The following is a 25580-nucleotide window of genomic DNA, read 5'->3' on the forward strand; positions in this document are numbered from 1 at the left end:
TCGGCCCCCCCCCAACCCCCCCCGACCCGGGCCTTCCCGCGGGTGGGGGGGCCCCCGGGTCGCAAACATAAACTTCTGCAGAAGTATCTGAAGCGAACGCGGCGCCGTATCTCGTCCGTGGTCCCGCCGTGCAGGGCTCAGGGATCTACCGTGCCGCCGCTGCCTTCTCCGCGATCTTCTGGAACTCACCCAGGTCGTAATTGGCCAGGGTGGAGTCGAGATTGGTGAGGGCGCCCAGGTGTTCCACGAAGCCCTTGGGGTCGTACTCGATCTGGAGTGTCACCCGGCTCGTGGTGTCGCTGAGGCGGTGAAAGGTCACCACGCCCGCGTGGTCCACCCCCTCGACGGTGTGCCAGGCGATCCGGTTCTCGGGCACCACTTCGGTGAGCTCGGCGACGAAGTTCTTCTCCGCGCCCGGCAGTTCCAGCTGCCAGGCGAAGCGCCGCTCGTCCATCGGCTCGACCAGGCGTACGTGGCTGAGGAAGGAAGGCCAGCGCGTCACGTCGCTCCACAGCTCCCAGGCGACGGAAACCGGTGCCTGGACATCGACGGACTCGAGCAGGGACGCGGACATACGCACCTCTCTTTCTGTGCGGGGGAGTGGCCACGGAGTCGGTCTCCGGGCCGGTGGAACATGGACCTCCGGTACCCCGCCGCAGCCGGACCATGCGAAGACGTCACGCCACTTGCGCGGGTGTCGGGGCCCTGCGTGGATGTCACGCCACCGCGTGGGCGTCAGGCCTTCTGGCCGGACGCGGCGAGCTCCTTGAGGTCCACGGTCTCGCCGGGCGCGGGCTCCTGCGGGCTGACCGACTTGCCGTAGTCGCTGAAGGTGGCGGTGTTGGGGCTCTTGCCGCCGGTCGACGTCGTACGCAGGATGTACGGCTTGCCCTCCGTGGCCACGTACAGCGTGACGGTCTCGCCGCCGGAGGTCTTCTTCGTCAGCCGGATCGTCTCGGTGCCGTCGACGCTCGTCGTAGAGCCCTTCTTCATGCCCTTGCGCTCCGACTTGTCCTTGTCCATGGAAGCCATGAGCGCCTTCTTGTCGCACATGTTCTTCGTCGTCGCGTCGTCAGCGGGTGCCTTCACCCACTTGTCCGCCACCTTCGGCACGATCTTGTCGCTGCCGGACTGGCCCTTGAGGGCGTTCTCCCAGTACTTCTCGTCGCCCCGCAGATAGAACGTCCCCTTCGTGTGCCGCACGTCCGCGGACGCACCCTCCGACCGGATGGTGCCGTCACAGTTCTTCTGCTGGTCCACCGACAGGTCGATGGTCATCGAGGAACCCGCGGACTGCTGCATCGTCCCCTTCATGTGCATCGAGTCGGCCTGCTCGGTGGCCTCGACCGCGTCAGCGGCTATCTGATCGGCGCTCTTGCCCGCGAACGGCTTGTCCTTGTCGTCCGAGCCGTCGCCGCCGCACCCGGCCAGGGCCACTAACGCAGCTCCGGCTACCGCGGCCGCCATGGTTCGACTGCCCTTCACCATGTCTGCTCCTTCCCGGGACGCGCCTGCGCCCTCCGCTTCATCCGCGGCCCCGACGGGGCCGCGAAACAACCGGTTACCCCCTCGCCCCGACAGATCACCGGAAGGTCGATTTCCACTTTCTGCGCCGGTCCACGGCCGCGCGTCCGGGGCGCCTGGCGCTTATGGTGACCGAGCGGCATACGGAGACAGACATGACGTCAGCCAAGAAGTCACACATCGATCTGGAACAGCGCCTGCTCCTGACCGGCATGGGCAGCTTCGACTGGGACCTGGACAGCGGTGAACTCAGTCTCGACGCCAGTGCCCTCGTGGTGCTCGACCTGCTCCCCGACGAGTTCAGCGGCACGGTGACCTCACTGCGGGAGCGCGTGCCCCCGGAGGAGGTCGTGCGCATCAGGCACGCCGTCAAGGAGGCGGCCGCCACGGGCGTCGACCTCTACGGTCTCTACTTCCGTGTCCGCCACCGCGACGGCTCGCTGCACCTCAGTCACGCCCGTGGACGCATCCTGCGCGACGACGACGGCAGGGTCGGGCGCGCCGTCGGATTCGTACGGACGGCCGAGCACGACGGGACGGAACTCGCGGCCACCGATCCCAGGGAGGAGCGCCGCCAGGGCATCGCCCTGATGGTGCAGGGCACCACGGAGGCCCTCTCCCGGGCCGTCACGGTCGACGACGTGGTGGCCGTCCTCTCCGGCGCGAGCGGTCTTGACCGGTTCGCCGCCGACGGCCTCGTCCTCGGCCTGGTCGAGGGGGACGACCTGAAGCTGATCGCCCTGGTGGGCCAGACGATGCAGGCCCTCGACGAACTCAAGCTGTACAAGGTCGACGAATCGCTGCCGCTGGTCGAGGCCGTCCTGACCCGACAGCCCAGCTTCGTGGGCGCGTTGCCCGATCTGGGGCAGCGGTTCACCCGCCTCGGGCCCTACATCGACCACATGGAGCTCGACTCGGCGGCGTTCCTGCCTCTGGTCGCGCAGAACCGCGCCATCGGCGGACTCGCCCTCTTCTACCGTGGCCGCAAGGACTTCACCGACGCGGACCGCAACCTCTGCATCGGTCTCTCCGGCATCGTCGCCCAGTCGCTCCAGCGCGCCATGCTCTTCGACGAGGAACGCGACCTCGCCAAGAGTCTGCAGGCCACGATGTTGCCGCGCGGGGTCCCCGACGTCCCTGACTCCGAGGTCGCCGTGCGCTACCACGCGGCCTGGGGCGGCCGTGACGTCGGAGGTGACTTCTACGACGTCATCACCCTGCCCCGCGGGCGCATCGGCGTGGTGGTGGGCGACGTACAAGGACACGACACCCATGCCGCGGCCATCATGGGGCAACTGCGCATCGCCCTGCGGGCCTTCGCGGGCGAGGGGCACCCTCCCGCGACGGTGCTCTCGCGCACCTCCCGCTTCCTGTCCGAGCTGGACACCGAGCGGTTCGCCACCTGCACCTACGCCCAGTTCGACCCCACCACCGGCATCGTGCGCGCCGTGCGGGCCGGACATCTGCCACCCCTCGTGCGGCATGTGGACGGCAGGGTGGGCGTGCCACGGGTCCGTGGCGGGCTGCCCCTCGGCCTTGCCACCGACTTCGGCATGGAGGACTACCCCGAGGTGCGGCTCGACCTCGTGCCGGGCGAGACCATGGTCCTTTGCACGGACGGACTCGTGGAGGACGCCGGTCTCGATCTCGACACCGGGATCCAGAACCTCGCCGACGTGTTGTCCGCGGGACCCGAGACGGCCGAAGACCTGGCGGACCACCTCTCCCGCGCGCTGTGGGAGAGATGGGGCAGCAGTGACGACGTAGCACTCCTGGTCCTGCGCAGGCTCCCCGACCCCGGCACGCTCCAGGAGCCTCGCATCCATCGGTACGTCCACCAGGCCGACCCCGAAGGACTCGCCGACGCCCGTGCGGCGCTGCGGGAACACCTCGCTTCGTGGGGGCTCGGGGCAGTCGCCGACGATGTCGAGGTGGCGGCGGGCGAACTCCTCGTCAACGCCCTGGTCCACACCGACGGGGGTGCCATCCTCACGCTCGAAGTGCTCACAGGACCGCCCCGCCGTGTCCGCCTCTGGGTCAAGGACCGCTCAAGTACCCGCCCCCGCAAGAGGTCGCCGGTGGAGACCGCCACATCCGGCCGTGGACTGCTCCTGGTGGAGGCGGTCGCGTCACGCTGGGGAGTCGAGCCGCGCGGCGAGGGCAAGGCCGTCTGGTGCGACTTCGCCGCGCCGGAAGCCTGATCGACTCCCTCGCTGTCACGTTTCTCCGCCGCGATCCGTCAGGGCAGTGAAAGCAGCATGAAAACCCTGAGGAGACAGTGATGGAAACACGTTCGATCACGGCGCAGGTCGCGACGGTTCCGCGGATGACCGAGGACCCCGCGCAGCTCGTCCCCGAACTTGCCGCGGTGTCGGCGGCGCTGTTCAAGGTCACCGGCAACGGTTCCGTGCCCCGCACCACGATCAGCCTTGTGCAGCTGCGGGCGGGCCAGATCGTCGGCAGCACTTACCTGACCGTGCTGCACACGGGCTTCCTGCGCAAGGCCGGTGAGTCGGAGGAGCGCATCACGTCGGTGGCCTCCTGGCAGGACTCTCCTTACTTCACCGGTGCCGAACATGCCGCGCTCGCACTGGTGGAAGCCGTGCTTCAGCCGTCCGCGCACGGCAATGGCGAGCGGGTCTCCGACGAGCTCTACGCCCAGGCGGCGGAGCATTACGAGCCCAAGGCCCTTGCCACCCTGATGTTCGCGATCGGCCAGGTCAACTTCTTCATCGCCGTGGCACTCATCGCCAAGCCGGTGCCCGGCCGTTCGTTCACCGACCCCTGGAACTGAGAACGCCCGTCGACCGCTGCCTTCCCAGGAGCGGCCGACGGGCGCAGATGGTTCAGGCCTTGCCCTGCATGCTGCTGCGAGCCGGGTTGGCCTGCTCCCCGGCCTTGGGGTCCTTCTGGTCCGCCTTGGCGCGCACTCCTTGCGCGATGCGCTCACCGATGGACTTGTCGATGTTCGACCAGTACGCGAAGGCCCTGGCGAGCACGGGTTCGCTCACCGCGTTGAGCAGATGCCCGACGACGTTGTTCACGAGGCGGTCGCGCGCGGCGTCGTCGAGGACCTCGCGGACCATGGTGCCCGCCTGTCCCCAGTCGTCGTCCTCGGCGTGATCGACGTACGCGGCACGGGTGATGTCACCGTCCGCGTACCAGCTGGGCGGGGCGTAGCGGCTCGTGTCGGCTGCCGGGCCACCCTTGGAGTTCGGTGCGTAGACCGGGTCCTCCGTCTTGTTGTACGCCATGGCCCCGTCTTTGGAGTACGTACGCAGGGGCGCGACCGGAGCGTTGACCGGCAGCTGCTGGTAGTTGCCGCCGATGCGGTGACGGTGTGCGTCGGCGTAGGAGAACAGCCGCGCGAGGAGCATCCGGTCGGGGCTCGGGCCGATGCCGGGGACCAGGTTGTTCGGCTGGAACGCCGCCTGCTCGATCTCGGCGTGGTTGTCCGTGGGGTTGCGGTCCAGGGTCATCTTGCCGACCTCGACCAGCGGGTAGTCCGCGTGCGGCCACACCTTGGTCAGGTCGAACGGGTTGAAGCGGTAGGTGGCCGCGTCGTCGTACGGCATCAGCTGCACGTGCAGGGTCCAGCTGGGGTACTCGCCGTCCCGGATGTGCTCGAAGAGATCCCGGGTGTGATAGTCCGTGTCGGCCGAGGCCATCTGGTCACCCTCGTCCTGGGTGAAGTGCTCGACGCCCTGGTCGGTCTTGAAGTGGTACTTCACCCAGAACCGCTCACCCTGCGCGTTGATCCACATGTAGGTGTGCGAGGTGTAGCCGTTCATGTGCCGCCAGGAGCGCGGGATGCCCCGGTCACCCATCAGCCATGTGACCTGATGGGCGGACTCCGGCGAGAGGGTCCAGAAGTCCCACTGCATGTCGTGGTCGCGGAGGTTGTTGTCCGCCCGGCGTTTCTGGGACCGGATGAAGTGCTGGAACTTCATCGGGTCCTTCACGAAGAAGACCGGGGTGTTGTTCCCGACCATGTCGTAGTTGCCCTCGGTGGTGTAGAACTTCACCGCGAATCCGCGCGGGTCACGCCAGGTGTCCGGGCTCCCGCGCTCGCCGGCGACGGTGGAGAACCGGGCCACGAGGTCGGTCCGGGTGCCCGGCTGGAAGAGGGCGGCCTTCGTGTAGGCACTGACGTCGTTGGTGACTTCGAAGTGTCCGAAGGCGCCGCTGCCCTTGGCGTGCGGCTGCCGCTCAGGGATCCGCTCCCGGTTGAACTGCGCCATCTGTTCGATCAGATAGGAGTCCTGCAGGAGGATCGGCCCACCGGCGCCGACGGTGAGCGAGTGCTCATCGCTCTCGACCGGAGCACCGGCGTCCGTGGTGGTCGCCTTACCTGTGACGTCGCTCATGGGTGACGAGTGCCTTTCGGTGGGTGGTGATCTCTGCGCCGCATAGGGCCGGAGGCGGGTCGGCGTCGAGTCCATCTTGCGGCTTTTATTCACATGTGGCCATTTGCCAGAGTCCGAGTGCCCGACTTGGCGCCGCTGATACGTGGTGAGCGCTTCCGATCCCTCTCAGTGGCCGCTGATCAGTGGCCACCGGGGCTCGTGAGGTTCTCGCGGATCTTGGCGATGGCGAACCCCCAGCCCTGCTGAACGGTCGGCTTGCCCGGTACCGCGATCTCCTCGGGGTTGGTGAGGACGTCAAGGAGGACAGGACCCGGCGTGGAGAAGGCCCGGCCGACTCCCTCGGCGAGGTCCTCGGCGCGGCTCACCCGGATGCCGGTGATGCCGATGGCCTCGGCGACCGCGGCGAAATCCGGGTTGTCGAGTTCGGTGCCGAACTCCGGAAGCCCCGCCTGCTCCTGCTCCAGCTTCACCATCCCGAGCCGCTGGTTGTCGAAGACGACGAGCTTCACCGGCAGCCGTCGGCTGCGGATGGTCATGAGGTCGCCCAGGAGCATCCCGAGGCCGCCGTCGCCGCAGAAGGCGACGACCTGCCGGTCGGGATCCAGGAGCTGCGCGCCGATGGCCTGTGGCATCGCGTTGGCCATCGAGCCGAGGTTGTACGAGCCGAGCAGGCGCCGGGATCCCCGCATCTCGACGAACCGCGAGAGCCACACGGTGGCCATCCCGGTGTCCGAGGTGAAGACGGTGTCATCGGCCGCCAGAGTGTCCACAGCGGCGGCCAGCGCTTCCGGGCGTACGAGGTGATCCCGGTTGTCGAAGGCGGACCGCACCTTGCCGATGAGCCCGCGGTCGTGCCCGGGTGCGGCGAGCCGCTGCTGTCCCTCTTGCCAGGTGGTGAACTTCTTCCGCGCTCCGTCCAGATGGTCGCGCTCCGTGCGCCGCTCAAGACGATCGAGGAGTCCACGCACCGTGGGGCCGACGTCCGCGGCCAGGGCCACGTCGACCGGTACACGCCGGCCGATGTGCTCGGCGACCCGGTCGACCTGCACGACCTTCTTGCCCTGGGGATACCACTCCCGGTACGGAAAGTCGGTGCCGAGCAGCAGCAGGGTGTCGGCGTGGTCCATCGCGTGCGAGGCGGCCGGGTTGCCGATGAGCCCCGTCTGGCCGACCTGGTAGGGGTTGTCGCCCTCGAAGCCGTCCTTCGCCTTGAGCGTGAGCACCATGGGCGCGGCGAGGCGCTCCGCGAGAGCCAGGACATCCTCGCGGGACCCGCGCGCCCCGCGGCCCACGAGCATGGTGACCTTGCCACCGTCGGAGAGGGCCGCGGCAGCGTCGTCGAGCACCGGGTCGTCGGGCCGGTTGGCGGACTCGGCGACGGAGAGCCGGACCGGCCGGTCCTTCGGCAGCTCCTGGTCGCCGATGTCGCCGGGGACCGTCAGTACGGCCACGCCGCGGCGCCCGATCACATTGCGTACGGCGATCTCGAGGAGGCCGGGCATCTGCTCCGGGGAGGTGACGGTGGCGCGGAAGACGGCGACGTCACGGAAGAGGAGGTCGTTGTCGACTTCCTGGAAATAGTCGGTGCCCACCTCGGCGAGCGGCACCTGGCCGGCGATGGCGAGCACCGGGGTTCCGCTCTTGGCGGCGTCGTACAACCCGTTGAGCAGGTGCACGGAGCCCGGCCCGACCGTGCCCATGCAGACGCCGAGGGTGTCGGTGAGCTGGGACTGGGCGCCGGCGGCGAACGCCGCTGCCTCCTCGTGGCGGCAACTCACCCATTCGACGGACCCGCTGTCGCGGATGGCATCGGTGAGGGGGTTCAGCGCATCCCCCACGACGCCGAAGACATGGCGCACTCCGAGTTCTTCCAGGGCGTCGATCACGACGCGGGCAACAGTGCGGGCCATCAGGTGTTCCTCTCGACGGATCGGGGCTTTCGCTGTCCCATCGCGAAGGTGTCCGGATCGGCCGCCTGCCAGTCGGCGGCCCAGCTCTCGGGCGGTGCGGCGAGCAGTTCGCCGGGGGACAGCCATTCGTAGAGCTCGGCGTAGGAGCGGAACCGGCCGTGGTCCTCGCGGCGCCGCAGGAGATGCGGGCCGAGTTCCGCGGCGTCGCGGACGCCCATCGCGGCCATGATCTGCAACGCGCTGCGGACGGTGCTCTGCTGATAGCGCGTGACGCGCTGGGCTTTGTCCACGACGTCCAGGGCGCGGGCGCGGTGCGGGTCCTGGGTGGTGACGCCGGTCGGGCAGTGGTTGGTGTGGCAGCGCTGGGCCTGGATGCAGCCGACGGCGAACATCATCGCGCGGGCCGCGTTGGTGTAGTCGGCGCCCATGATGAGGCGCTTGACGATGTCGGAGCCCGTCGCCACCTTGCCGCTGGCGCCGATGCGGATACGTTCCCGCAGCCCCGTGCCCGTCAGGGCCGTGTGCACGGTGATGAGGCCCTCGGTGAGCGGCGTGCCGATGTGGTCGGCGAATTCCAGTGGTGCGGCGCCCGTGCCACCCTCCACACCGTCCACCACGATGAAGTCGGGGGTGATCCCTTCCGCCGCCATGGCCTTGCACACGGCGAGGAACTGGGTCCGGGACCCGGGGCACAGCTTGAAGCCCACCGGTTTGCCGTTCGCCAGTTCCCGCAGCCGGGCGAGGAAGCGGACGAGTTCACGAGGTGTGGAGAAGACACGGTGGTAAGGCGGTGAGACAACCGTCTCGCCCTCGGGCACACCCCGCACCGAGGCGATCTCGGCGTTGACCTTGCTGCCGGGGAGGACACCTCCCATCCCCGGTTTCGCGCCCTGCGACAGCTTGAGCGACACGCAGCGCACGGCGGGATGCGCGGCCTTCTCGGCGAACTGCCGCGCGTCGAAGTCTCCGTCGCGGGTGCGGCAGCCGAAGTAGCCGGTGCCGATCTCCCAGACGAGATCGCCGCCCGGCCGCAGATGGTACTCGGACAGGCCGCCCTCGCCGGTGTCGTGCGCGAACCCGCCGCGTTCCGCGCCCGTGTTCAGCGCCAGGACGGCGTTGGAGGAGAGCGAGCCGAAGCTCATCGCCGAGACATTGAGGAGCGCCATGTCGTACGGCTGGGTGCAGTCGGGGCCGCCGATCCGGACGCGGGGCGGCTCGTCCAACACCTTCGCCGGCGCCATGGACGGTACGAGAAACTCGTAGCCGCGTTCGTCCATGTCACGCTCACTGCCGAACGGTTCCTCGGCAGCGACACCCTTGGCCCGTTCGTAGACGATGCTGCGCGTGTCGCGGTCGTAGGGCCTGCCGTCGTAGTTGCGCTCCACGAAGTACTGCTGGAGCTCCGGGCGCAGCGATTCCATGAGGAACCGCAGATGACCGAGCACGGGATAGTTCCGCAGCACGGAGTGCCGCCTCTGGGCCAGGTCGTACACCCCGGTCAGGGCAGCGGCCACGAACAGAGCCCCGGCGAACCACCACCACGGGGATACGAGGAGGGCGAGCAGTACACCGCCCACTGCGCAGGCCGTCAGCAGGCCCACCATTGCGAAACGCGTCATGGGCCCCATCTGACCGGAATTCAGTCGGTCATACATGCGCACGGCCGACGCGTCGGGGGCCTTCCGGGGTGCTACTCCAGGAACGCCGCGGTGGTCGCCACGAACTGGTCGGCGTCATCCAGCCAGGGATAGTGACCCGCTGCCGGTTGCACCACGAGAGCCGCATCGGAGAACAGCGCCGCGAATTCGGCCGTCTGCTGAGGAGGGCTGTTCACGTCGAACTCCCCGGTGAGCAGCAGGACGGGTGCATCACAGTCCGCGAGGCCCGAACGAGTGGCCTCCGTGTCGAAGGCGCCCTCTGCCGCGAAGCCGGTGACCGCTTCCTCGTTCCTCGGCCGACTGGCCGCGCAATGCTGCCGGGCGGCGGCGTCCCACCGGCCGTAGAAGAAGGGGCTGATGGCCTCCCAGTCCGTGCCGGAGCCGTCCATGATCGCCTCCAGGGCGGCGAAGGCAGGTGGGAACCACGGCTCGTTCTTGCGAGACAGCGCGAGCTCACGGCGCGTCTCCCCGGTGATCTCGATACCGACGGCCCGGGTTCCCGGGCCGATCAGGGCGAGCTTGCCGATATTGCGCGGATACCGGGCCGCGTACTGCGTGGCGATGTTCGCACCGCCGGAGTGGCCGAGCAGGTCCATCCGGGGGAGTCCGAGGTGCTCGCGCAGGGCCTCGACGTCCTCGACGAGGCGGTCGCACCGGTAGGAGGTGGGGTCTTCGGGGATCGCGGACCGGCCGGTGCCGCGCGTGTCCAGGACGATCAGCTGCCGGTGCGCGGAAAGCCCGCCGAGGTCGCCGAGATAGCGGGAGTCCGCGGGGCCGCCGGGGACGCACACGACAGGGTCGCCCTCTCCGTGCAGGTGGTAGGCGAGTTGGGTTCCGTCGAGTGCGGAGTAGGTAGGCATGACGCGGATCCTGACACTTATAACCAAGTTATACAACCCGGTTATGGGGGGCGGGGCGCTGGACTGTATAACCGAGCCATGGCAGGTAAAGGGGACACTCACCGGAACTCCGGGGCGCTGACCGAGAAGCAGGCCGGGCGGATGCTCGCCGGCATGAACGAAGTCATCCGCGCGGGCGAGGAGATGCGGAAACTGCGCGCGGAGATGATCAAGCTCTTCGCCGACTTCGGCTGGACGCAGGACAAGATCGCCGAGCTCGCGGACATGAGCCAGCCCGCCGTGTCCAAGCAGATGACGAAGCACGCGCAGATGACGGAGCACCTGCAGCCGGGCGACCGGCCGCCCCCGATGAACCTCCACCTCGACCAGCGAGACCTCCCCTGGCTCGAAGGGCGTCTGTGGGGCCTTGCCGAGGAGGTCTCCGAGACCCTGGACGACAGTGCCCGGTGCACCCGCTGCGTCAACGCCCTCGCCCGGGGCAAGAAGCGCTTCACCTCCCAGAGCGTCGACGAGCTACGGCGTCTCCTCGAAGAGGACTTGAGGCAGCATCAGGCGCAGCTGCCGGGTAACTACCGGGAGGCGTACGACGGGATCAGCCGCGCGCTCGACATCCCCGCGAACGTCACCGTCACCGTCACCGGCTCGGCCTCCGTGCGTCGCGCCCTCGCCCGTGAGATCCAGCGCGACCAGCTCGGAAATTGACCCTGCATTCTGGCACCAAATTGCACTCTGGCACAGGTCTTTCGGCTTCATACAGTGGTGATCACAAGGACGCGAGTTCGTCGCAGAACCGAAGGGGACACCACCATGAACAGCAAGAACGCCGACTTCGCCGCTCTCCTCACCCGCGCCGCGGAGGCCGAGACCTCCGCCGACCCGAGCAGTGTGATGACGCTGCTTGCCGACACGGACGGACCGGAGGGCGGGTTCACCGCGTACCGCTCCACTTTCACCGAGGGGGCCGTCGGCGCTCCCGCGCACTTCCACACCAAGGCCACGGAGCTCTTCTTCGTGATCAGCGGCTCTCTCCAGGTCTTGGTGGGCGACGAGATCACCGTCCTGAACGCCGGTGACTTCCTTGCCGTGCCACCGCACACCCCGCACGCCTTCGCCGCCGCACCGGGCTGCGAGGCGGACGTCCTGTTCCTCTTCACGCCCGGCATGGCCCGCTTCGACTACCTGCGCCTCCTCGGCAGCGTGATGCGCGGTGAGACCGACCCGGAGAAGATCGCGGAGTCTTCGGAGCGCTATGACAACCACTATGTCGACAGCCCTGTCTGGCGCGATGCGCTCGCTGCCTCGTGAGCGGGAAAAGGGGACGTAGGCCGAGGTCTCGGGCTCCTGGCGGCGTGCTCGGTGCCGATGACAGACTGCGGTGATGATCCCTGACCTTCCTGGTGGACTGACGGCACGGCACCTTGCCGAGGACGACCATCCGCGAGTGCTCGAGGTGTTGGACGCGTGGTGGGGTGGTCTGAAAGGGCAGGCAGGGGCGTTGGAACGTGCGCTGCTCCTGCCGCGGCTCTACTTCCAGCACTTCACCACCACCAGCTTTGTGATCGAGCGCGACGGGGGAAATGACGGGGGAAATGGGGAACAGCTCGCGGCCTTCCTGGTCGGCTTCCTCTCGCAGACCGAACCCGACGCCGCCTACGTGCACTTCGTCGGTGTCGACCCGCAACTGCACGGGCAGGGCATCGGGCGCGCCCTGTACCGGGCCTTCTTCGCTCTCGCCCGATCGCACGGCCGCCGGTACGTGCACTGCATCACCAGCCCGCAGAACACCGCGTCGCAGTCCTTCCACACCCGGCTCGGCTTCACGGTCTCGACCGTGAAGCCGAACTACGACGGCCCCGGCCTGGACCGGGTGGCCTTCACCATCGACCTTGCCGCGCAGCCGGTCCGTCCCACGTGATGCGGGCGATCTGAGGGCGGAGGGGGTGTTGGCGGCAGCGTGTCGGGTGGTGGTTAATGGTGGGGGCGGGGGATGTCTGTCTGTTTCCGTGTGAGCCGGTGCGTAGGGCGGGGAGTTGCCTGTGAGTGCTGAGTCGTCGGGGCCCGGTCAGCGGTTCGTCGGTCGTTGTGTGGTGGTGAGCGGGGGAGCCAACGGGATCGGCGCGGCGACGGCCGGGCGGCTCGCCGCCGAGGGGGCCGGGGTGGTGGTCGCTGATGTGGATGCCGAGGAGGGCGAGCGCACCGCACATTCCATCCGTAAGGACGGCGGGCGCGCGGTGTTCACGGCGTGCGATGTGGCGGAAGAAGAGTCGTGGGCGCGGGCGGTGGCGGTCGCCCGCGCCCACTTCGGTCCGGTGGCCGGGCTGCTCAGCAATGCCTACACGGTGCGCGGCGGCGCGGCCGACGCGATCGAACCGGCCGACTGGAACCGGCAGTTGGCGGTCATGCTGACCGGTGCGTTTCTCGGCGTACGAGCCTGTCTGGACGACCTGCGCGCCACACGAGGCGCGGTGGTCCTCGTCTCGTCCGTGCACGCTGTCATGGGGCTGCCCGGACGTCCTGCCTACGCGGCGGCGAAGGCGGGCCTGACCGGTCTGGCCCGCCAGCTCGCGGTGGAGTACGCACCCGGCGTACGGGTCAACGCGCTCCTGCCGGGACCCATCCTGACCCGGGCCTGGGACGCCATCGGCGCGGACGATCGGGCCCGGAGCATCGAGCAGACCCCCGCGGGCCGGCTCGGGCGCCCGGACGAGGTCGCGGCGAGCGCGGCTTTCCTGTTGAGCGATGAGGCGTCCTTCGTCACCGGGGCCAGCCTCGTCGTGGACGGCGGCTGGAGCGTGTACAAGACATCGGCCTGAGCCGACACCGACACCAACCTCGCCGCATCGAAACCCGGATCTGCCCCGCCGCTCAAGGAGGTTCACCCGATGAAGATCACTCGCGTAGAGACATTCTCCGTACCGCCCCGCTGGCTGCTGTGCCGCGTGGAGACCGACGAGGGAGTCGTCGGCTGGGGCGAGCCGGTGGTCGAGGGGCGCGCGGCCACGGTCCGTGCGGCCGTCGGCGAGCTGGCCGAACTCCTCATCGGCAAGGACCCGTCGGCCATCGAGGACCACTGGCAGGTGATGACGAAGGGGTCCTTCTACCGGGGCGGCCCGGTCCTCTCCAGCGCGGTGGCCGGGCTCGACCAGGCGCTGTGGGACATCGCGGGCAAGCGGCTCGGCGCGCCCGTGCACGTGCTGCTCGGCGGTCCGGTCCGCGAGCGGGTACGCGCCTACAGCTGGGTGGGCGGAGACACCCCCGCCCACATCACCGATCACGTGACGGCCCAGGTCGAGGCGGGCTTCACCGCGGTCAAGATGAACGCGAGCGGGCGTATGAACCGCCTTGCCACCGTCGCCGACATCGACGAGATCGTCACCCGCGCCACCGCGGCCCGCGAAGTCCTCGGCCCCGAAAGGGACTTCGCGCTGGACTTCCACGGCCGGTTCCATGCCGCCAACGCCCGCCGCCTTCTGCCTCACCTGGCGCCGCTCGCGCCCATGTTCGTAGAGGAACCGCTCCTGCCGGAGTACGGTCACCTGCTGCCCGACCTGGTCGCCTCCTCGCCCCTGCCGATCGCCACCGGCGAGCGCCTGTTCTCACGGCAGGACGTGCTGCCCGCGCTGCAAGCCGGTGTCGCGGTCCTGCAGCCCGACCTGTCCCACGCGGGCGGCATCTCCGAGGTCCGCCGCATCGCCTCGCTGGCCGAGACCTTCGACACCCTCATCGCCCCGCACTGCCCGCTGGGCCCCGTTTCGCTGGCCGCCAGCCTGCAGATCGCCGTCAGCGTGCCCAACTTCCTCATCCAGGAACAGTCGATCGGCATCCACTACAACACCGGCGCCGACGTCCTGTCCTACCTCGCCGACACCGAGGTGTTCCGCTTCCACCAGGGCCATCTCCTGCGCCCGACCGGACCGGGGCTCGGCATCGACATCGACGAGAAGGCGGTGCGCGCGGCCGACGACAGTCAGGCTGACTGGCACAACCCGGTGTGGCGGCACGAGGACGGCTCGTTCGCCGAGTGGTGAGCTCTCCGGGGCCCATGAGGGTTCCCTGGGGGCTCTCCGAAGGCTCCCCGAGCAGCCGCTGACTCTCACAGGGGCAGAGCCCGCTCGTACACCACGTGCTTCATGACGAGCGTCGAGCTCAGCCGCTGCACACCGGGCAGGGTGGCGAGCTTGTCGTCGTAGAGCCGCTGGAAGGCGGGCAGGTCCTTGCTGACGATGCGTACGAGATAGTCGGGATCCCCGAAGAGGCGCTCGGCCTGCAGGATCTCGGGAATCTCGGTGAGGGCGTGCTCGAAGGCGGAGACGGTGTCGCGGTCCTCCTGGCGCATCGTGACGAAGACCAGCGCCTCGAAACTCAGACCCACGGCGCCCGCGTCCAGGATCGCGCGGTAGCCGCGGATGGCCCCGCCGCGTTCGAGTTCGCGCAGCCGACGGTGGCAGGGGGAGAGGCTGAGCCGCACGCGGGCCGCCAGTTCCGTGACCGTCAGACGGCCGTCTTTCTGGAGCTCGGCAAGAATCTTCCGGTCCACATCATCCATGAGGCAGATCCTGCCACTGTGGCTGCTCCAGCTGGCAATACTTGGAAACACCTTTGGGCATATCGGAACTAATCTCCTTCTCGGAACCTGTTTGAGAGGGAGAAAGTACGTCGTGGCTGTCAGCTCCATAACCGCCTTCTGGGCGGTCTCAGTCCTGCTCATCCTCGTGCCGGGGGCGGACTGGGCCTACGCGATCAACGCCGGGCTCCGTGACCGGTCCGTGGTGCCGGCCGTCAGTGGCCTTCTGCTCGGCTATCTGGCACTGACCGCCGTGGTCGCCGCCGGGGTGGCGGCGGTCGTCGCGCGGACACCGTCCGTCCTCACCGCCCTGACCGTCCTCGGCGCCCTCTACCTGGTGTGGCTCGGCGCCACGACGCTTGCCCGGCCCGCCGTCGCCGGGACCGCGTCGCAGGACGCGGAGAGCGGGGCGGTGGGGGCCCGGGTCCTCAAGGGAGTGGGGATCAGCGGCCTCAACCCCAAGGCGCTCCTGCTCTTCCTCGCCCTGCTTCCGCAGTTCACCGCCCCGCACGGCAGCTGGCCCCTTGCGGCGCAGATCGGCACGCTCGGCCTGGTGCACACGCTCAGTTGCGCGGCGATCTACCTGTGCGTGGGCGTGCTTGCCCGCACCATCCTGCGGGCGCGCCCCGCCGCAGCGCGCGCCGTCACCCGTGTCTCGGGCGCTGCCATGATCGTGATCGGCGTACTGCTGCTCGCGGAACGCCTCGCTGCCTGAGGCGAGTACGAGGCCTGAGGTGAGTACGTCACGCGGCGTTCGGCTCGCCCCGCCACTCGTGCGCGAGCAGGGACCAGACCTCCATGTCGTGGCGGACCCCCTTGTACAGGGACTGCTCGCGCAGGGTGGCGTCCAGGTGCATGCCCATGCGCTGGGCGACGGTACGGCTGCGGGCGTTCCCGGCGCTGTTCCACCACTCGATCCGGTGCATGCCGCGCTCGCCGAACGCGTACGCGATCAAGTGCCGGACCGAGGCGCTGATCAGGCCGTGGCCCTCACCCGCGGGCTCGGCCCAGGCGCCGATCTCGCAGTTGCCGGTCTCGGCGTCGAACTGCACGAACATCACGCCGCCGATCAGCGTGCCGTCCCGCCAGATCCCGTAGATCCGACCGGAGTCGGCGGCCTGCCTGTCCGCGTAGTTCTGGAGGGTGGCGCGGGCGGACGCCAGATCGGTGGAGCGGGTGGCCCACGGGATCCAGGGGTCGGTGTTGGACCGGGCCCGGTCGATGTGGGCCAGGAACTCGGCGTCCTGCCAGGGCTCCAGCGTGCGGAGCTCGGCGTTCTCGGTCAGCGGTATGGCATACATGGCTGGTCCTATGCGGCGTGGCACTCGGGTGCGTGGCACTCAGGCGCTTGGCACTCAGGTACGTAACGAACGTTGGGTATGTACTCTAACGGCTATGACGCCGCCAGCCCGTACCGACCATGACGCTCGCAGGACCGAGGTCTCCCAGGCGGTGTGGCGGGTGCTTGCCGCCCGCGGTTTCGGCGGGCTCACCCTGCGCGCGGTCGCCGCGGAGATGGACGCCACCACTGGTCTCCTCACGCATTACTTCCCCAGCAAGCGGGCCCTCCTGAGACACGCACTCGAGGTACTCGACCGGCGCTCGGCCGCTCGCCCGCGCCCGGCGGCCGAGCGGGCCGGGGACGCGGCCGGGACGGTGATGCTGCGGGCGACGCTGCTCGACATCCTCCCCCTGGACGACGAGAGCGCGGCGAGCAACCGGATCTGGGTGGCCTCCTGGGACGTGGCGCTCGCCGACCCGGAGCTCGCCCAGGAGCACGCCGAGCGGTACCGCCGTGCGCGCGAGCGGATGGCCGGGCACATCGCGGACGCCAAGGATCTTGGCGAACTGCCGCTCGGCCCGCGGACCGAGGACACCGCGGCGGCCGCCCAGAGCTTCGTGCTGGGTCTTGTCGTCCAGGCCCTGTTCGCGCCCGTGGAGTTCCCTGCCGAACGGCAGATCGCGCTGGTCGACGAGTACTTGGCGCGGATGGGCGCGGAGGGTGCCGCCCAGGGGGAGCGAGCCGCAGGCGAAGCCGACCCGGTGGGCGGCCCCAGTGTCCCCGGCGGGTCGGCTAGCGTGTCCGGATGATCATTATCGAGCCGATGGAGTGGGACGGGCTCAACGATCGCGAGCGGTACAACGACTGGTACCTGAAGCAGCGGGACCGGTCCGCGGACCTGGCCAGGGACGCCGACTGGAACGGCCTGTTCGAGGAGTTGGGGAAGCATCCCGCGCAGGCCAATTTCGCACGGCCCGGGTATCGCAGCGGCTTCGCCCCGCTGCATCAAGCGGCCTGGCACGGCGCGGACTTCGCTGTCGTCTCCCGGCTGATCGCGCACGGCGCCTGGCGTACGCAGCGCACCCGTGACGGGCGGCGTGCCGTCGACGTGGCGCGGGAGCGGGGGCACACGCATCTCCTTGAGCTTCTCGAGCCGGTCGCGGTGCGGCAGCTTCCCGGACCGCCGGATGTGCTGGAGCGCCACTTCCATACGCTGCTGCGGGAGAAGACCGGCAGCGTCTTCGAGGAGACCGAGTACCGGTTGCCGCCGCTGTCCCCACTGACGGAGGGGCCGGCCGTGGAGATCTTCTTCCGCGTGATCGGGATGATGGGCGGCTTCACCTACTGGCTCGACAGGCTCGATGAGAACGTCCTGGGGGTGCACGGCCACTCGCGGATGGACGGCGACGACGGAGACCACTACCGCGTGACCCCCGAGGGCTGGTCCAAGATCGAACGCGCCCCCATGCCGTCCCCTCCCGCCTGACCGCGCCGACCGGCCGTCCGCCGCTACAGCCAGTCGTGCTCACGCGCATAGCGCGCCGCGTCGTGCCGGGTCCGTGTCTGGGTCTTCTGCATGGCGTTCGAGAGGTAGTTGCGTACGGTGCCCTGCGCCAGGCGGAGTCGGGTGGCGATCTCGGCGACGGAGTACCCGTCGCCGGTCACCCGCAGGACGTCGATCTCCCGGTCGGTGAGCGGGCAGTCGTCGACGACTGCCAGTGCGGAGACGTCAGGGTCGATCCAACGCTTGCCCTCGTGCAGGGTGTTGATGACCGTCGTGATGTGCGCGGGCTCCGCCGACTTGCTGACGAAGCCCTGGACCCCGAGCTTCAGGGCCTTGCGGAGCACCCCGGGCCTGGCATGGCGGGTCAGCATCAGGATCACCTGGTCCGGCTGGGCGCGGCGGATCTCCGCGACAGCGCCGAGTCCGTCCACACCGGGCATCTCCAGGTCGATGACGAGCACGTCAGGCCGGTGCCGCAGGGTGGCCTCGATGGCCGATGCGCCGTCCTGTGCCTCGGCGAGCACGGTGATGTCGCCTTCGAGAGGCAGCAGTGCCGCCAGGGCTTTACGGAGCAGGGCCTCGTCGTCGGCGAGCACCACGCTGGTCATCGGCTCTCCTCCCGCGCCGCGGAGTGCGGCTTCGCCGGGCGGAGGGAGCGGAATTCCGCGGCCGTGAGGAACCGTCCGTCCTTCTGCTCCACCGTCAGCTCGCCTCCGTCGTCGCTTACTCGTTCCTTGAGGGTGGCAAGGCCACTGAGCTCCGGAAGGGGAGCTTCCCGCGCGCCGTCGTTGACGATGCTGATGCCCGACTCCGAGAGAGTGATCCGCACCCGCGTGGCCTGGGCGTGGCGCAGAATGTTGGTCGTCGTCTCGCGGAGTACCTGGCCGAGCAGCCCGTTCACTCTCTCATCGGGGTCGGCCTCGCGGTTGACGCGTACCCGGATGCCCGCGGCTTCGAAGAGGTTCTTCGCGTTCTCCAGCTCCACGGACAGGTTCAGCCGCCGCTGTGCGTGGGCGAGCTCCTTGGTCTGGGCGATGGTGTCACCGACCAAGGCGTGCACCTCCCGCAGTTCCTCCTCCACGCGCTCGATGTCGCTGCGCAGCAGCTTCTCGGCCAGGGTGATCTTCAGCTTCACCACATGCAGTGTGTGGCCCTGGATGTCGTGCAGATCGCCGGCGAATCGGATGCGCTCCCGGATGACGGCCAGCTCCGCCTCGCGTTCCCGCGACTGCTCGATGACCTCGTAGAAGCGCTGGTTGGCGAACATGAGGACGGTTGCCACCACCATGATGCCCGTGGGCAGGAGGACGTACCGGATCAGGACGCCGGTGACATCGGCCGGTGGTTCAAGGAGCTTCGCCGCGCCCACCGCGGCGACGAACGCGCTCAGTGCCAGGGTCGCAGGGACGCGGTGGCTGCGGGACAGCTGAGAGATGAAGTAGGGGCCCACGATCGTGATGCCGTAGAACGCCGTGTGACTGTCGGTCACAAGGACTCCGAGCACCCATACGGCAGCGGTGATGATCAGGCAGGGGAGCGCTACGCGCGAGGTGTCACCGGCTGTCCACCGTTCGATGACCACCAGGGCCGCGACCACCCCCACGGTCAGGAGAGCACCCTCCCACCACGACCTGGCATCGACCGCCACCAGAACCGCCCCCACGGCGGCGAGCGGCGGGATGATCATGGCGAGGTTGACGCCGCGCAGCCGTCCCTGCGTCGTCTGGGCGTGCTCAGGCATCTTGTGGTGGCTTTCCGGGGTCGGGGGTGGGGGAGGACAGCAGAGTCTGCCTGCCCCGCAATATTCCTCCGGCTCAGAGGGCGCCACCAGTGACGCCACGTCATGCCTGCACCCCAAGGAATGTCATGGCGCGGTGATGACACCACGCCCCTGCCGGACGAGCGTGACGACGGCTGAAATCGAAGCATGACCTCGACACCAGTCATCGACGTAGAACGTCTGAACATCAGCTACGGCGACTTTCACGCTGTGAAAGACCTGACCTTCCAGGTGAACAAGGGAGAGCTCTACGCGCTTCTCGGCACCAACGGGGCCGGAAAGACCTCGACCCTGGAGATCATCGAAGGCCACCGTACGGCCACGTCGGGCACCGTGCGCGTCTTCGGACGCAGCCCGCGCGACCGGCACGCCGTGCGGCACCGGATGGGCATCATGCTGCAGGAGAGCGGATTCTCCCCGGACCTGACGGTGAAGGAATCGATCCGCCTGATCGGCGGACTCTCCCGGCGTGAGGACAGGGTCGAGCGCGTGCTCAGCATCGTCGACCTCACGAACAAGGCCGCCACCCAGGTGTCGCAGCTCTCCGGCGGCGAGAAGCGGCGCCTGGACTTCGCCACCGCCGTGTACGGGAACCCTGAGCTGATCTTCCTGGACGAGCCGACCACCGGCCTGGACATCCAGTCCCGGGACGCTCTGTGGGACGCCGTGGACAAGCTGCGCGAAGACGGATCCACCATCGTGCTCACCACGCACTATCTGGAGGAGGCACAGCAGCGCGCCGACCGCATCGGGCTCATGCACATGGGCGCCTTTCACCAGGAGGGGACGGTCGCCGAGCTGACGCGGACGCTCCCGGCCGCCATCCGCTTCTCTCTTCCCGCCACCGACACCGACACCGCCACCGCCACGGCCACCGCCGTGCCTGCGCTACCGCTCCGGGCCGCGCGAGAGACGGACGGGGGGTTCGTCGTCAAGACCTTCCACCTGCAGAAGGACCTCCACACCCTCCTCGGCTGGGCGGACGCCAACGCGGTGGAGCTGGAGGAACTCCAGGCCGGACCGACGCGGCTCGATGACGTCTTCCGCGCCATCGGCAGCGCGTAGCCCACTCCCGGACCTTCCCGAGAAGAGGACCCTCACGATGCTCCCCATCGCTCTGAGCGAGCTCATCCAGATCTTCCGCAACCGTCTTGTTCTGCTCAACAGCTTCATCATTCCCGTGGCGGCCTGCGCGTTCTTCGTCTACAAGCACGAAGCCTTCGCGGACCTGCGCAGCCTGGGATACATCGCGGCGGTGGTGATGTTCACCGTGGCCGCCTTCGGGCTCTACGCCAGTACGGTGACCACGCTCGCCTCGCGCCGTCAGACGCTCTTCCTCAAGCGGCTGCGCTCCACCCCGGCAAGCGACGCCGGCATCCTCTCCGGCCTCGTACTCCCGGTCACCGTCCTCGCACTGGTCCAGGTGACCGTGATCCTCGCCGTGCTTGCCGGGGTCGCGGGCGCGCCGGACAACGTGCTCCTCCTGGCGGCGGCGGTCCTCTCCACGGTGGTCATGATGCTCGGCCTCGGCCTCGCCACGGCGGGACTGACGAACTCCCCCGAGCACGCTCAGGTGACCACGCTGCCCGTCAGCCTCGGCACGATGGCCGTCACCAACTGGGTGGCCATCACCGGCACCGAGGAGCTCACCCTGCTCAAACGCCTGCTCCCCGGCGGCTCAGCCACCGAACTGGCCCTCAACGCCTGGAACGGCGGCGTTCCCGTGGCGGAGTCCCTGCCCCTGCTGCTGCCCACACTGGGCTGGGTCATCATCTCCGTAGCACTGGCCTTCCGCCTCTTCCGCTGGGAACCGCGCCGCTGACCTCCTCGTCCCTGACAGGGGTGTGTCAGCGCCTTGCTGCTCGTGACCTGTGTGCCGCGACGCCCGTGAGGTCCGGTTCGATCTCCGGATGCAGGACGAGTGCGTCGTCGTAGTCGCCGTTGTGCTCGTGGCGGTAGGGGAGCGGCGTGGTGTCCGACAGCGTGCGGAGTCGGTCGCGCAGTTCGGCTGCGTGGGAGAGGTAGCCGTCGGCGTCGAGGCGGTCGGCGCCGTAGACGACGTACGGCGGGAGTGCGTCCATCCCCGTGTACCAGAAGGTGCCGTGCAGGAGCGGGAACAGCACCTCGTCCAGCTGGCCGTGGATCCCGCGTGCCCCGAAGCCCGACTCCCGCGCGCCGACCGTGGTGATGACCATGGCGCGCTTGCCCGCGAGGCCGCCGTCCCCGTAGCGCAGGGTTCGCCCCCGGTGGTCCTGGAGCCCGAACGCGAAGCCCTGCACGAGTACCCGGTCGAACCATCCCTTGAGGATGGCCGGCGGCCCGAACCACCACAGCGGGAACTGGAACACCAGTGCGTCCGCCCAGGCGATCTTCTCCTGCTCGGTGGTGATGTCGTCCGTCAGTTTCGCCGCGCTGTAGGCGTGTTCCTGCTCGGCGCCGACCAGGAGCCGGTCGGCCGTTTCGCGGTGGAAGTCACCGGAGTCGACCACGGGCTTCCAGTCCATGGCGTAGAGATCGGACTCGCGGACCTCGTGCCCGAGGTCACGCAGTTCCTGTATCCCGTCGTCACGCAGGGAACCGTTGAGGGACCGCGGTTCGGGGTGTGCGAATACCCAAAGAATCTTCATGGCATCGATCCTCCGCCGCGGCCCGGCGGGCGACGAGTGGCCAGATGGCCAGGGAGTGCAAGGATCTGGCCAGAGGGGGGAGGTGAGGGTGTCAGCTCTGCGGTATGTCCTTGACGAACACGATGCCGTCGATGTCCGTCAAGTGGGCCGGGTCGAGCGGGGCGTAGCCGAACCAGGGGGATGCGCGGTGCGCGGGAGGTGTGTCGGCCAGGGCGGCTGCCAGACTCGGGGCGTCGATGACGCGGCGGTCCTCCGGGAGCGTGTACAGGAGCCCTTCGAGGGTGTCCGGCGGCGGCGTGTCCACTCCCTGGTGCCGGATCGTGCCGAGTGCCGTGGCCACGAAGGCGTACTCCTCCCCGAGCTGCGCGCTCACCAGCGCACCGGCACTCCACCACTCCAGCGGCATCCCGCCCATCCGCATCGAGCTCTTGGGCCGCTGGAGGTGTGCGTTCTGGGCATGGACGAGTGCCGGGCCCCGTTCAGCGAGGGCCAGGAGGTTGTGGGCCATCATCTGGTCCCTGGTACCCGCAAGGCGGGTCATGCGGGCCGTCGACGTGTCGGCCATCCAGTGGTGATAGCGCAGCAGGCCGATGGCGGCACGCCCGTACAGGCGTGCCCGGTCCCAGTCGTCCCGTGAGGTCGTCGCGAGCAGGTGTGGCGTCTGCCGGTCGAGCAGTGCCACCAGATCGTCGGCGAGCAGCCGCAGTCGACCGGCCTCGGGCGACTGCCCCGTGGACCGGGTCGGGTCCCACATCACGGCGGGATCGGTCCACCGGTCGTCGGCGCCGAGCAGGCGGTCGAGGGTGTCCGCCGTGCAGGGGAGCAGGTCGGCGTCGACGTGGGTCGCGAGGTAGTCGTGGAGTGCGGTGAGGGCCTGGCGGGGGCTCTCGGCGTGAGTCATCTCCAGCGGGCCGTCGAAACCGGCGAAGCGGAGCCGTTCGGAGGCGGGCCTGCCTTCGTCGGCGGCGCGGACGTTGTGGGCGCGCATCCAGCGCACGAGCTCGCGGTTGGCCGCGGAGGCGCCCCAGCCGTGGCTGATGCCCTGCTCCATGACCTCGTCGAGCGTGCCTGTGCCGGAGGTGACGTACTCGTCCACTACCAGGCCCATCACGCAGTCGCTCTCGATCGCGATCGTCCGGTAGCCCTCCTGCTCGACGAGCTGCCGAAAGAGTTCGTTGCGCAGGTCGAGCAGAGCGTCCTCGCCGTGGGTGGGCTCGCCCAGGGCGAGCAGCCGGGGCCGGCGGGCCGGGAGCAGCCTCATGACCGTGGCGGCCTCGACGGCATGGGCGGTGTCTTTGACGTCAGTAACCATGCCTTAAACGGTATCGTTGAACCTTCGGTTGAAACTTTTCCGCGATATCGTCGGCTCTATGGGGAGAAACCTTCAAAGTGGTGATCGGCTGCGGCCGGTCGATCTCGCGCGCGGGCACGGTCTGTCCACGCAGGCGATCAGGAACTACGAAGAGGCGGGCGTCCTCCCTGCCGCCGCCCGCACACCTCACGGCTACCGCACCTATACGTCGCTCCACGCGACGGCCCTGCGCACGTTTCTGGCTCTGATGCCCGGCCACGGCCACCGGACGGCGACATCGATCATGCGGGCGGTGAACGAGGGCGCGGTCGACGGGGCGTTCCGCCTCATCGACGAGAGCCACGCCCAGCTCCTCGACGACCGGCGGACCCTCCAGGCCGTGGAGAGCGCACTCCGCGACCTGGAGCCCACCACGGGGTCCGGATCCGGCGTCGGATCCGAACCCGGCGGCACGTTCATCGGGCCGCTGGCGGAGCAGCTCGGAATCCGGCCCGCGACGCTGCGCAAATGGGAGCGGGCGGGTCTCGTGAGCCCGGTCCGCGACCCGCGGACCGGGTACCGCGTCTACGACGAGGCCGACGTACGGGACGCCCGGCTCGCCCACCAGCTCAGGCGGGGCGGCTACCTCCTCGAGCAGATCGCTCCGCTGATCGCCCAGGTGCGTGCGGCCGGCGGCCTTGAGCCGCTGGAGGCCGCACTGCACGACTGGCACGGTCGGCTCTCCGCCCGCGGGCGGGAGATGCTGAACGGCGCCGCGGAGCTGGACGCGTACCTCCGCAAGCGCGGATGAGGCTTCGGCGGATGAGGCTTCGGTTGCCGGGCTGACCCGTTACGCGCATCGAGTGGCGTCTCACCCTCAAGGTGAGCGTGAGGGTGAGAGTTGGTGGACGTGGACCGACCGGTGCGCGGCAGGAGCGGGCGCCCGTTCTTCACCAGGTGACCGGCAACTGGTGGACCCCGTAGATGACGGCGTCGTACTTGAAAGGGATCTCCTCCAGGCCCGTCGCCACCCGCAGAGTGGGGATGCGTCGGAACAGGGTCGGGTAGATGACCTGCAGTTCCATCCGGGCCAGGGGCTGACCGACGCAGTGGTGCGTGCCCGTGCCGAAGGCCTGGTGCAGGCGAGCGTCACGGGCGATGTCGAGGCGGTCCGGGTCGGGGAAGACCGAGGGGTCCCGGTTGGCCAGCTCGCCGAGCAGGATCACGCCCTCGCCGGCGCGAACGGTCCGGCCCGCGATCTCGATGTCCTCCAGTGCCGTCCTGCGTCGGCCCAGGTGCACGATGGAGAGATAGCGCAGCAGTTCCTCCACCGCGGAGGCGACCACCTTGGGGTCGTCGGTGTCGCGGATGACGGCGAGCTGGTCGGGGTGCTGGAGCAGCAGCAGAGTTCCCAGAGTGATCATGTTGGCGGTGGTCTCGTGCCCGCCGAGGAGCAGCAGTACGCCCATCGCGACGGCCTGGCGGCGGGTGAGCTCACCCGCCTTGATCTGCTCGCCGAGATGGGAGAGCAGATCGTCGCCGGGGCTCGTGAGCTTCTCTTCGACCAGGTGGTCCAGATACTCGCCCAGGTTGGCGTGCGCGGCCTGCCGTGTCTCGGGGGTGGCGACGGCGGAGACGATGTCCTTGCTGTTGCTCTGGAAGAAGGCGTGGTCCTCGTACGGCACGCCGAGCAGTTCGGAGATCACCAGGGAAGGGATCGGCAGGGCGAGGGCCTGGACCAGGTCGGCGGGCTTCGGCCCGGCGAGCATGTCGTCGATGAAGCCGTCCGTCATCTTCTGGACGACGGGGCGCATCGCCTCGACGCGTTTGATGGTGAACACCCCGCTGACCATGCGGCGCAGCCGCGAGTGCTCCGGGTCGTCCAGGCCGACGAAGCTCAAGTCGGTCGCGTTGCCCGCGTGCTGATGGGCCGGATCAGGGGCGACCGGGCTGGGGAAGCCGGGGTTGGAGAACTTCGCGCTCAGCCGGGCGTCGGCGAGCAGCGCCTTCTGCTCGGCGTGGTCGGTCACCACCCAGGGGGTGCTGTCGCCCCAGGAGCGGACCTTCGTCAGCGGGCCGCGCTTGGCCAGGTCGCGCATCTGCGGCGACGGGTCGAAGGGGCAGACGGCTGAGCGGGCCGGGGGGAAGTCGGGTATGTCGGCCGGGGCGGTGTCTGTGGGGGGCACGCTGGTCATGTCCGTCCTTCTGTGGTG

26 protein-coding genes are annotated in these 25580 nt (G+C 69.0%); 13 read left to right on the plus strand and 13 right to left on the minus strand.

Annotation, left to right across the window (positions count from 1 at the left end; genetic code table 11):
- Positions 1-145: 145 nt before the first annotated feature.
- Both ACWFRJ_RS40810 and ACWFRJ_RS40815 read right to left on the minus strand, forming a co-directional pair.
- Positions 146-574, minus strand: a complete 429-nt coding sequence (locus tag ACWFRJ_RS40810; protein ID WP_453543451.1) for an SRPBCC family protein — start codon at positions 572-574, stop codon at positions 146-148.
- 161 nt (positions 575-735) lie between these two features.
- Complete coding sequence (locus tag ACWFRJ_RS40815; protein ID WP_453543453.1) at positions 736-1488, minus strand: hypothetical protein; 753 nt, start codon at positions 1486-1488, stop codon at positions 736-738.
- A gap of 191 nt (positions 1489-1679) precedes the next feature.
- On the opposite strand from ACWFRJ_RS40815, the gene ACWFRJ_RS40820 reads away from it, so the two are divergent.
- Together ACWFRJ_RS40820 and ACWFRJ_RS40825 are read left to right on the plus strand one after the other, a co-directional pair.
- Positions 1680-3725, plus strand: a complete 2046-nt coding sequence (locus ACWFRJ_RS40820; protein ID WP_453543455.1) for a SpoIIE family protein phosphatase — start codon at positions 1680-1682, stop codon at positions 3723-3725.
- Positions 3726-3805: 80 nt separating this feature from the next.
- Positions 3806-4318 carry a carboxymuconolactone decarboxylase family protein gene (locus tag ACWFRJ_RS40825; protein WP_453543457.1) on the plus strand — a complete coding sequence of 171 codons (513 nt, stop codon included), beginning with the start codon at positions 3806-3808 and terminating at the stop codon, positions 4316-4318.
- Between the two features lie 52 nt (positions 4319-4370).
- On the opposite strand, the gene ACWFRJ_RS40830 is transcribed toward ACWFRJ_RS40825, so the two are convergent.
- The 4 genes from ACWFRJ_RS40830 to ACWFRJ_RS40845 form a co-directional block, all read right to left on the minus strand.
- On the minus strand, positions 4371-5891 hold the full coding sequence (locus ACWFRJ_RS40830; RefSeq protein WP_453543459.1) for a catalase: 1521 nt from the start codon (positions 5889-5891) through the stop codon (positions 4371-4373).
- 179 nt (positions 5892-6070) lie between these two features.
- Complete coding sequence (locus ACWFRJ_RS40835; protein WP_453543461.1) at positions 6071-7801, minus strand: thiamine pyrophosphate-dependent enzyme; 1731 nt, start codon at positions 7799-7801, stop codon at positions 6071-6073.
- The gene (locus ACWFRJ_RS40840; RefSeq protein WP_453543463.1) at positions 7801-9420 is read right to left on the minus strand and encodes an FMN-binding glutamate synthase family protein; all 1620 of its coding nucleotides are present in this window, start codon (positions 9418-9420) and stop codon (positions 7801-7803) included. Before ACWFRJ_RS40840 ends, ACWFRJ_RS40835 begins: the two co-directional genes overlap by 1 nt.
- 71 nt (positions 9421-9491) lie before the next feature.
- The gene (locus tag ACWFRJ_RS40845) at positions 9492-10319 is read right to left on the minus strand and encodes an alpha/beta fold hydrolase (RefSeq protein WP_453543465.1); all 828 of its coding nucleotides are present in this window, start codon (positions 10317-10319) and stop codon (positions 9492-9494) included.
- 78 nt (positions 10320-10397) lie between these two features.
- On the opposite strand from ACWFRJ_RS40845, the gene ACWFRJ_RS40850 reads away from it, so the two are divergent.
- From ACWFRJ_RS40850 to dgoD, 5 genes are all read left to right on the plus strand, one after another.
- Positions 10398-11021, plus strand: coding sequence for a sigma-70 family RNA polymerase sigma factor (locus ACWFRJ_RS40850; RefSeq protein WP_453543467.1), 624 nt, complete (start codon positions 10398-10400; stop codon positions 11019-11021).
- A gap of 105 nt (positions 11022-11126) precedes the next feature.
- Positions 11127-11624, plus strand: a complete 498-nt coding sequence (locus tag ACWFRJ_RS40855; RefSeq protein WP_453543469.1) for a cupin domain-containing protein — start codon at positions 11127-11129, stop codon at positions 11622-11624.
- Positions 11625-11697: 73 nt separating this feature from the next.
- Positions 11698-12234, plus strand: coding sequence for a GNAT family N-acetyltransferase (locus ACWFRJ_RS40860; RefSeq protein ID WP_453543471.1), 537 nt, complete (start codon positions 11698-11700; stop codon positions 12232-12234).
- Positions 12235-12355: 121 nt separating this feature from the next.
- Complete coding sequence (locus tag ACWFRJ_RS40865) at positions 12356-13132, plus strand: SDR family NAD(P)-dependent oxidoreductase (RefSeq protein WP_453543473.1); 777 nt, start codon at positions 12356-12358, stop codon at positions 13130-13132.
- 69 nt (positions 13133-13201) lie between these two features.
- Positions 13202-14347, plus strand: coding sequence for a galactonate dehydratase (gene dgoD, locus ACWFRJ_RS40870; protein WP_453543475.1), 1146 nt, complete (start codon positions 13202-13204; stop codon positions 14345-14347).
- 65 nt (positions 14348-14412) lie between these two features.
- Here dgoD and ACWFRJ_RS40875 read toward each other — a convergent pair whose 3' ends face one another.
- Positions 14413-14865: an Lrp/AsnC family transcriptional regulator gene (locus tag ACWFRJ_RS40875; protein WP_453543477.1), complete on the minus strand. Its 453-nt coding sequence runs from the start codon at positions 14863-14865 to the stop codon at positions 14413-14415.
- A 112-nt stretch (positions 14866-14977) separates the two neighbouring features.
- Here ACWFRJ_RS40875 and ACWFRJ_RS40880 point away from each other — a divergent pair, with 112 nt between their 5' ends.
- Positions 14978-15598: a LysE family translocator gene (locus ACWFRJ_RS40880; protein WP_453543479.1), complete on the plus strand. Its 621-nt coding sequence runs from the start codon at positions 14978-14980 to the stop codon at positions 15596-15598.
- A 28-nt stretch (positions 15599-15626) separates the two neighbouring features.
- On the opposite strand, the gene ACWFRJ_RS40885 is transcribed toward ACWFRJ_RS40880, so the two are convergent.
- Positions 15627-16184 (minus strand): GNAT family N-acetyltransferase, encoded by a 558-nt coding sequence (locus tag ACWFRJ_RS40885; RefSeq protein ID WP_453543481.1) that lies wholly within the window; start codon positions 16182-16184, stop codon positions 15627-15629.
- A gap of 151 nt (positions 16185-16335) precedes the next feature.
- On the opposite strand from ACWFRJ_RS40885, the gene ACWFRJ_RS40890 reads away from it, so the two are divergent.
- The gene (locus ACWFRJ_RS40890) at positions 16336-16974 is read left to right on the plus strand and encodes a TetR/AcrR family transcriptional regulator (RefSeq protein ID WP_453543697.1); all 639 of its coding nucleotides are present in this window, start codon (positions 16336-16338) and stop codon (positions 16972-16974) included.
- The gene (locus ACWFRJ_RS40895) at positions 16971-17651 is read left to right on the plus strand and encodes an ankyrin repeat domain-containing protein (protein WP_453543483.1); all 681 of its coding nucleotides are present in this window, start codon (positions 16971-16973) and stop codon (positions 17649-17651) included. The genes ACWFRJ_RS40890 and ACWFRJ_RS40895 overlap by 4 nt, the downstream gene beginning before the upstream one ends.
- A 23-nt stretch (positions 17652-17674) precedes the next feature.
- Here the strand turns inward: ACWFRJ_RS40895 and ACWFRJ_RS40900 are convergent, their stop codons facing one another.
- Positions 17675-18277, minus strand: coding sequence for a response regulator transcription factor (locus ACWFRJ_RS40900; RefSeq protein ID WP_453543485.1), 603 nt, complete (start codon positions 18275-18277; stop codon positions 17675-17677).
- Positions 18274-19410: a sensor histidine kinase gene (locus tag ACWFRJ_RS40905; protein ID WP_453543487.1), complete on the minus strand. Its 1137-nt coding sequence runs from the start codon at positions 19408-19410 to the stop codon at positions 18274-18276. Before ACWFRJ_RS40905 ends, ACWFRJ_RS40900 begins: the two co-directional genes overlap by 4 nt.
- Positions 19411-19596: 186 nt before the next feature.
- Here ACWFRJ_RS40905 and ACWFRJ_RS40910 point away from each other — a divergent pair, with 186 nt between their 5' ends.
- Together ACWFRJ_RS40910 and ACWFRJ_RS40915 are read left to right on the plus strand one after the other, a co-directional pair.
- On the plus strand, positions 19597-20514 hold the full coding sequence (locus tag ACWFRJ_RS40910; protein ID WP_453543489.1) for an ABC transporter ATP-binding protein: 918 nt from the start codon (positions 19597-19599) through the stop codon (positions 20512-20514).
- 37 nt (positions 20515-20551) lie between these two features.
- Positions 20552-21271, plus strand: a complete 720-nt coding sequence (locus tag ACWFRJ_RS40915; protein ID WP_453543491.1) for an ABC transporter permease — start codon at positions 20552-20554, stop codon at positions 21269-21271.
- 25 nt (positions 21272-21296) lie between these two features.
- On the opposite strand, the gene ACWFRJ_RS40920 is transcribed toward ACWFRJ_RS40915, so the two are convergent.
- Positions 21297-22076, minus strand: coding sequence for an NAD(P)H-dependent oxidoreductase (locus tag ACWFRJ_RS40920; protein WP_453543493.1), 780 nt, complete (start codon positions 22074-22076; stop codon positions 21297-21299).
- Between the two features lie 91 nt (positions 22077-22167).
- A complete protein-coding gene (locus tag ACWFRJ_RS40925; protein WP_453543495.1) occupies positions 22168-23388 on the minus strand; it encodes an erythromycin esterase family protein in 1221 nt (406 codons plus the stop codon).
- A 58-nt stretch (positions 23389-23446) separates the two neighbouring features.
- Here ACWFRJ_RS40925 and ACWFRJ_RS40930 point away from each other — a divergent pair, with 58 nt between their 5' ends.
- Positions 23447-24178: a TioE family transcriptional regulator gene (locus ACWFRJ_RS40930; protein WP_453543497.1), complete on the plus strand. Its 732-nt coding sequence runs from the start codon at positions 23447-23449 to the stop codon at positions 24176-24178.
- 139 nt (positions 24179-24317) lie between these two features.
- Here the strand turns inward: ACWFRJ_RS40930 and ACWFRJ_RS40935 are convergent, their stop codons facing one another.
- Positions 24318-25562: a cytochrome P450 gene (locus ACWFRJ_RS40935; protein WP_453543499.1), complete on the minus strand. Its 1245-nt coding sequence runs from the start codon at positions 25560-25562 to the stop codon at positions 24318-24320.
- Between the last annotated feature and the right edge of the window lie 18 nt (positions 25563-25580).

This window comes from Streptomyces sp. NPDC055239 (genome assembly GCF_053606205.1).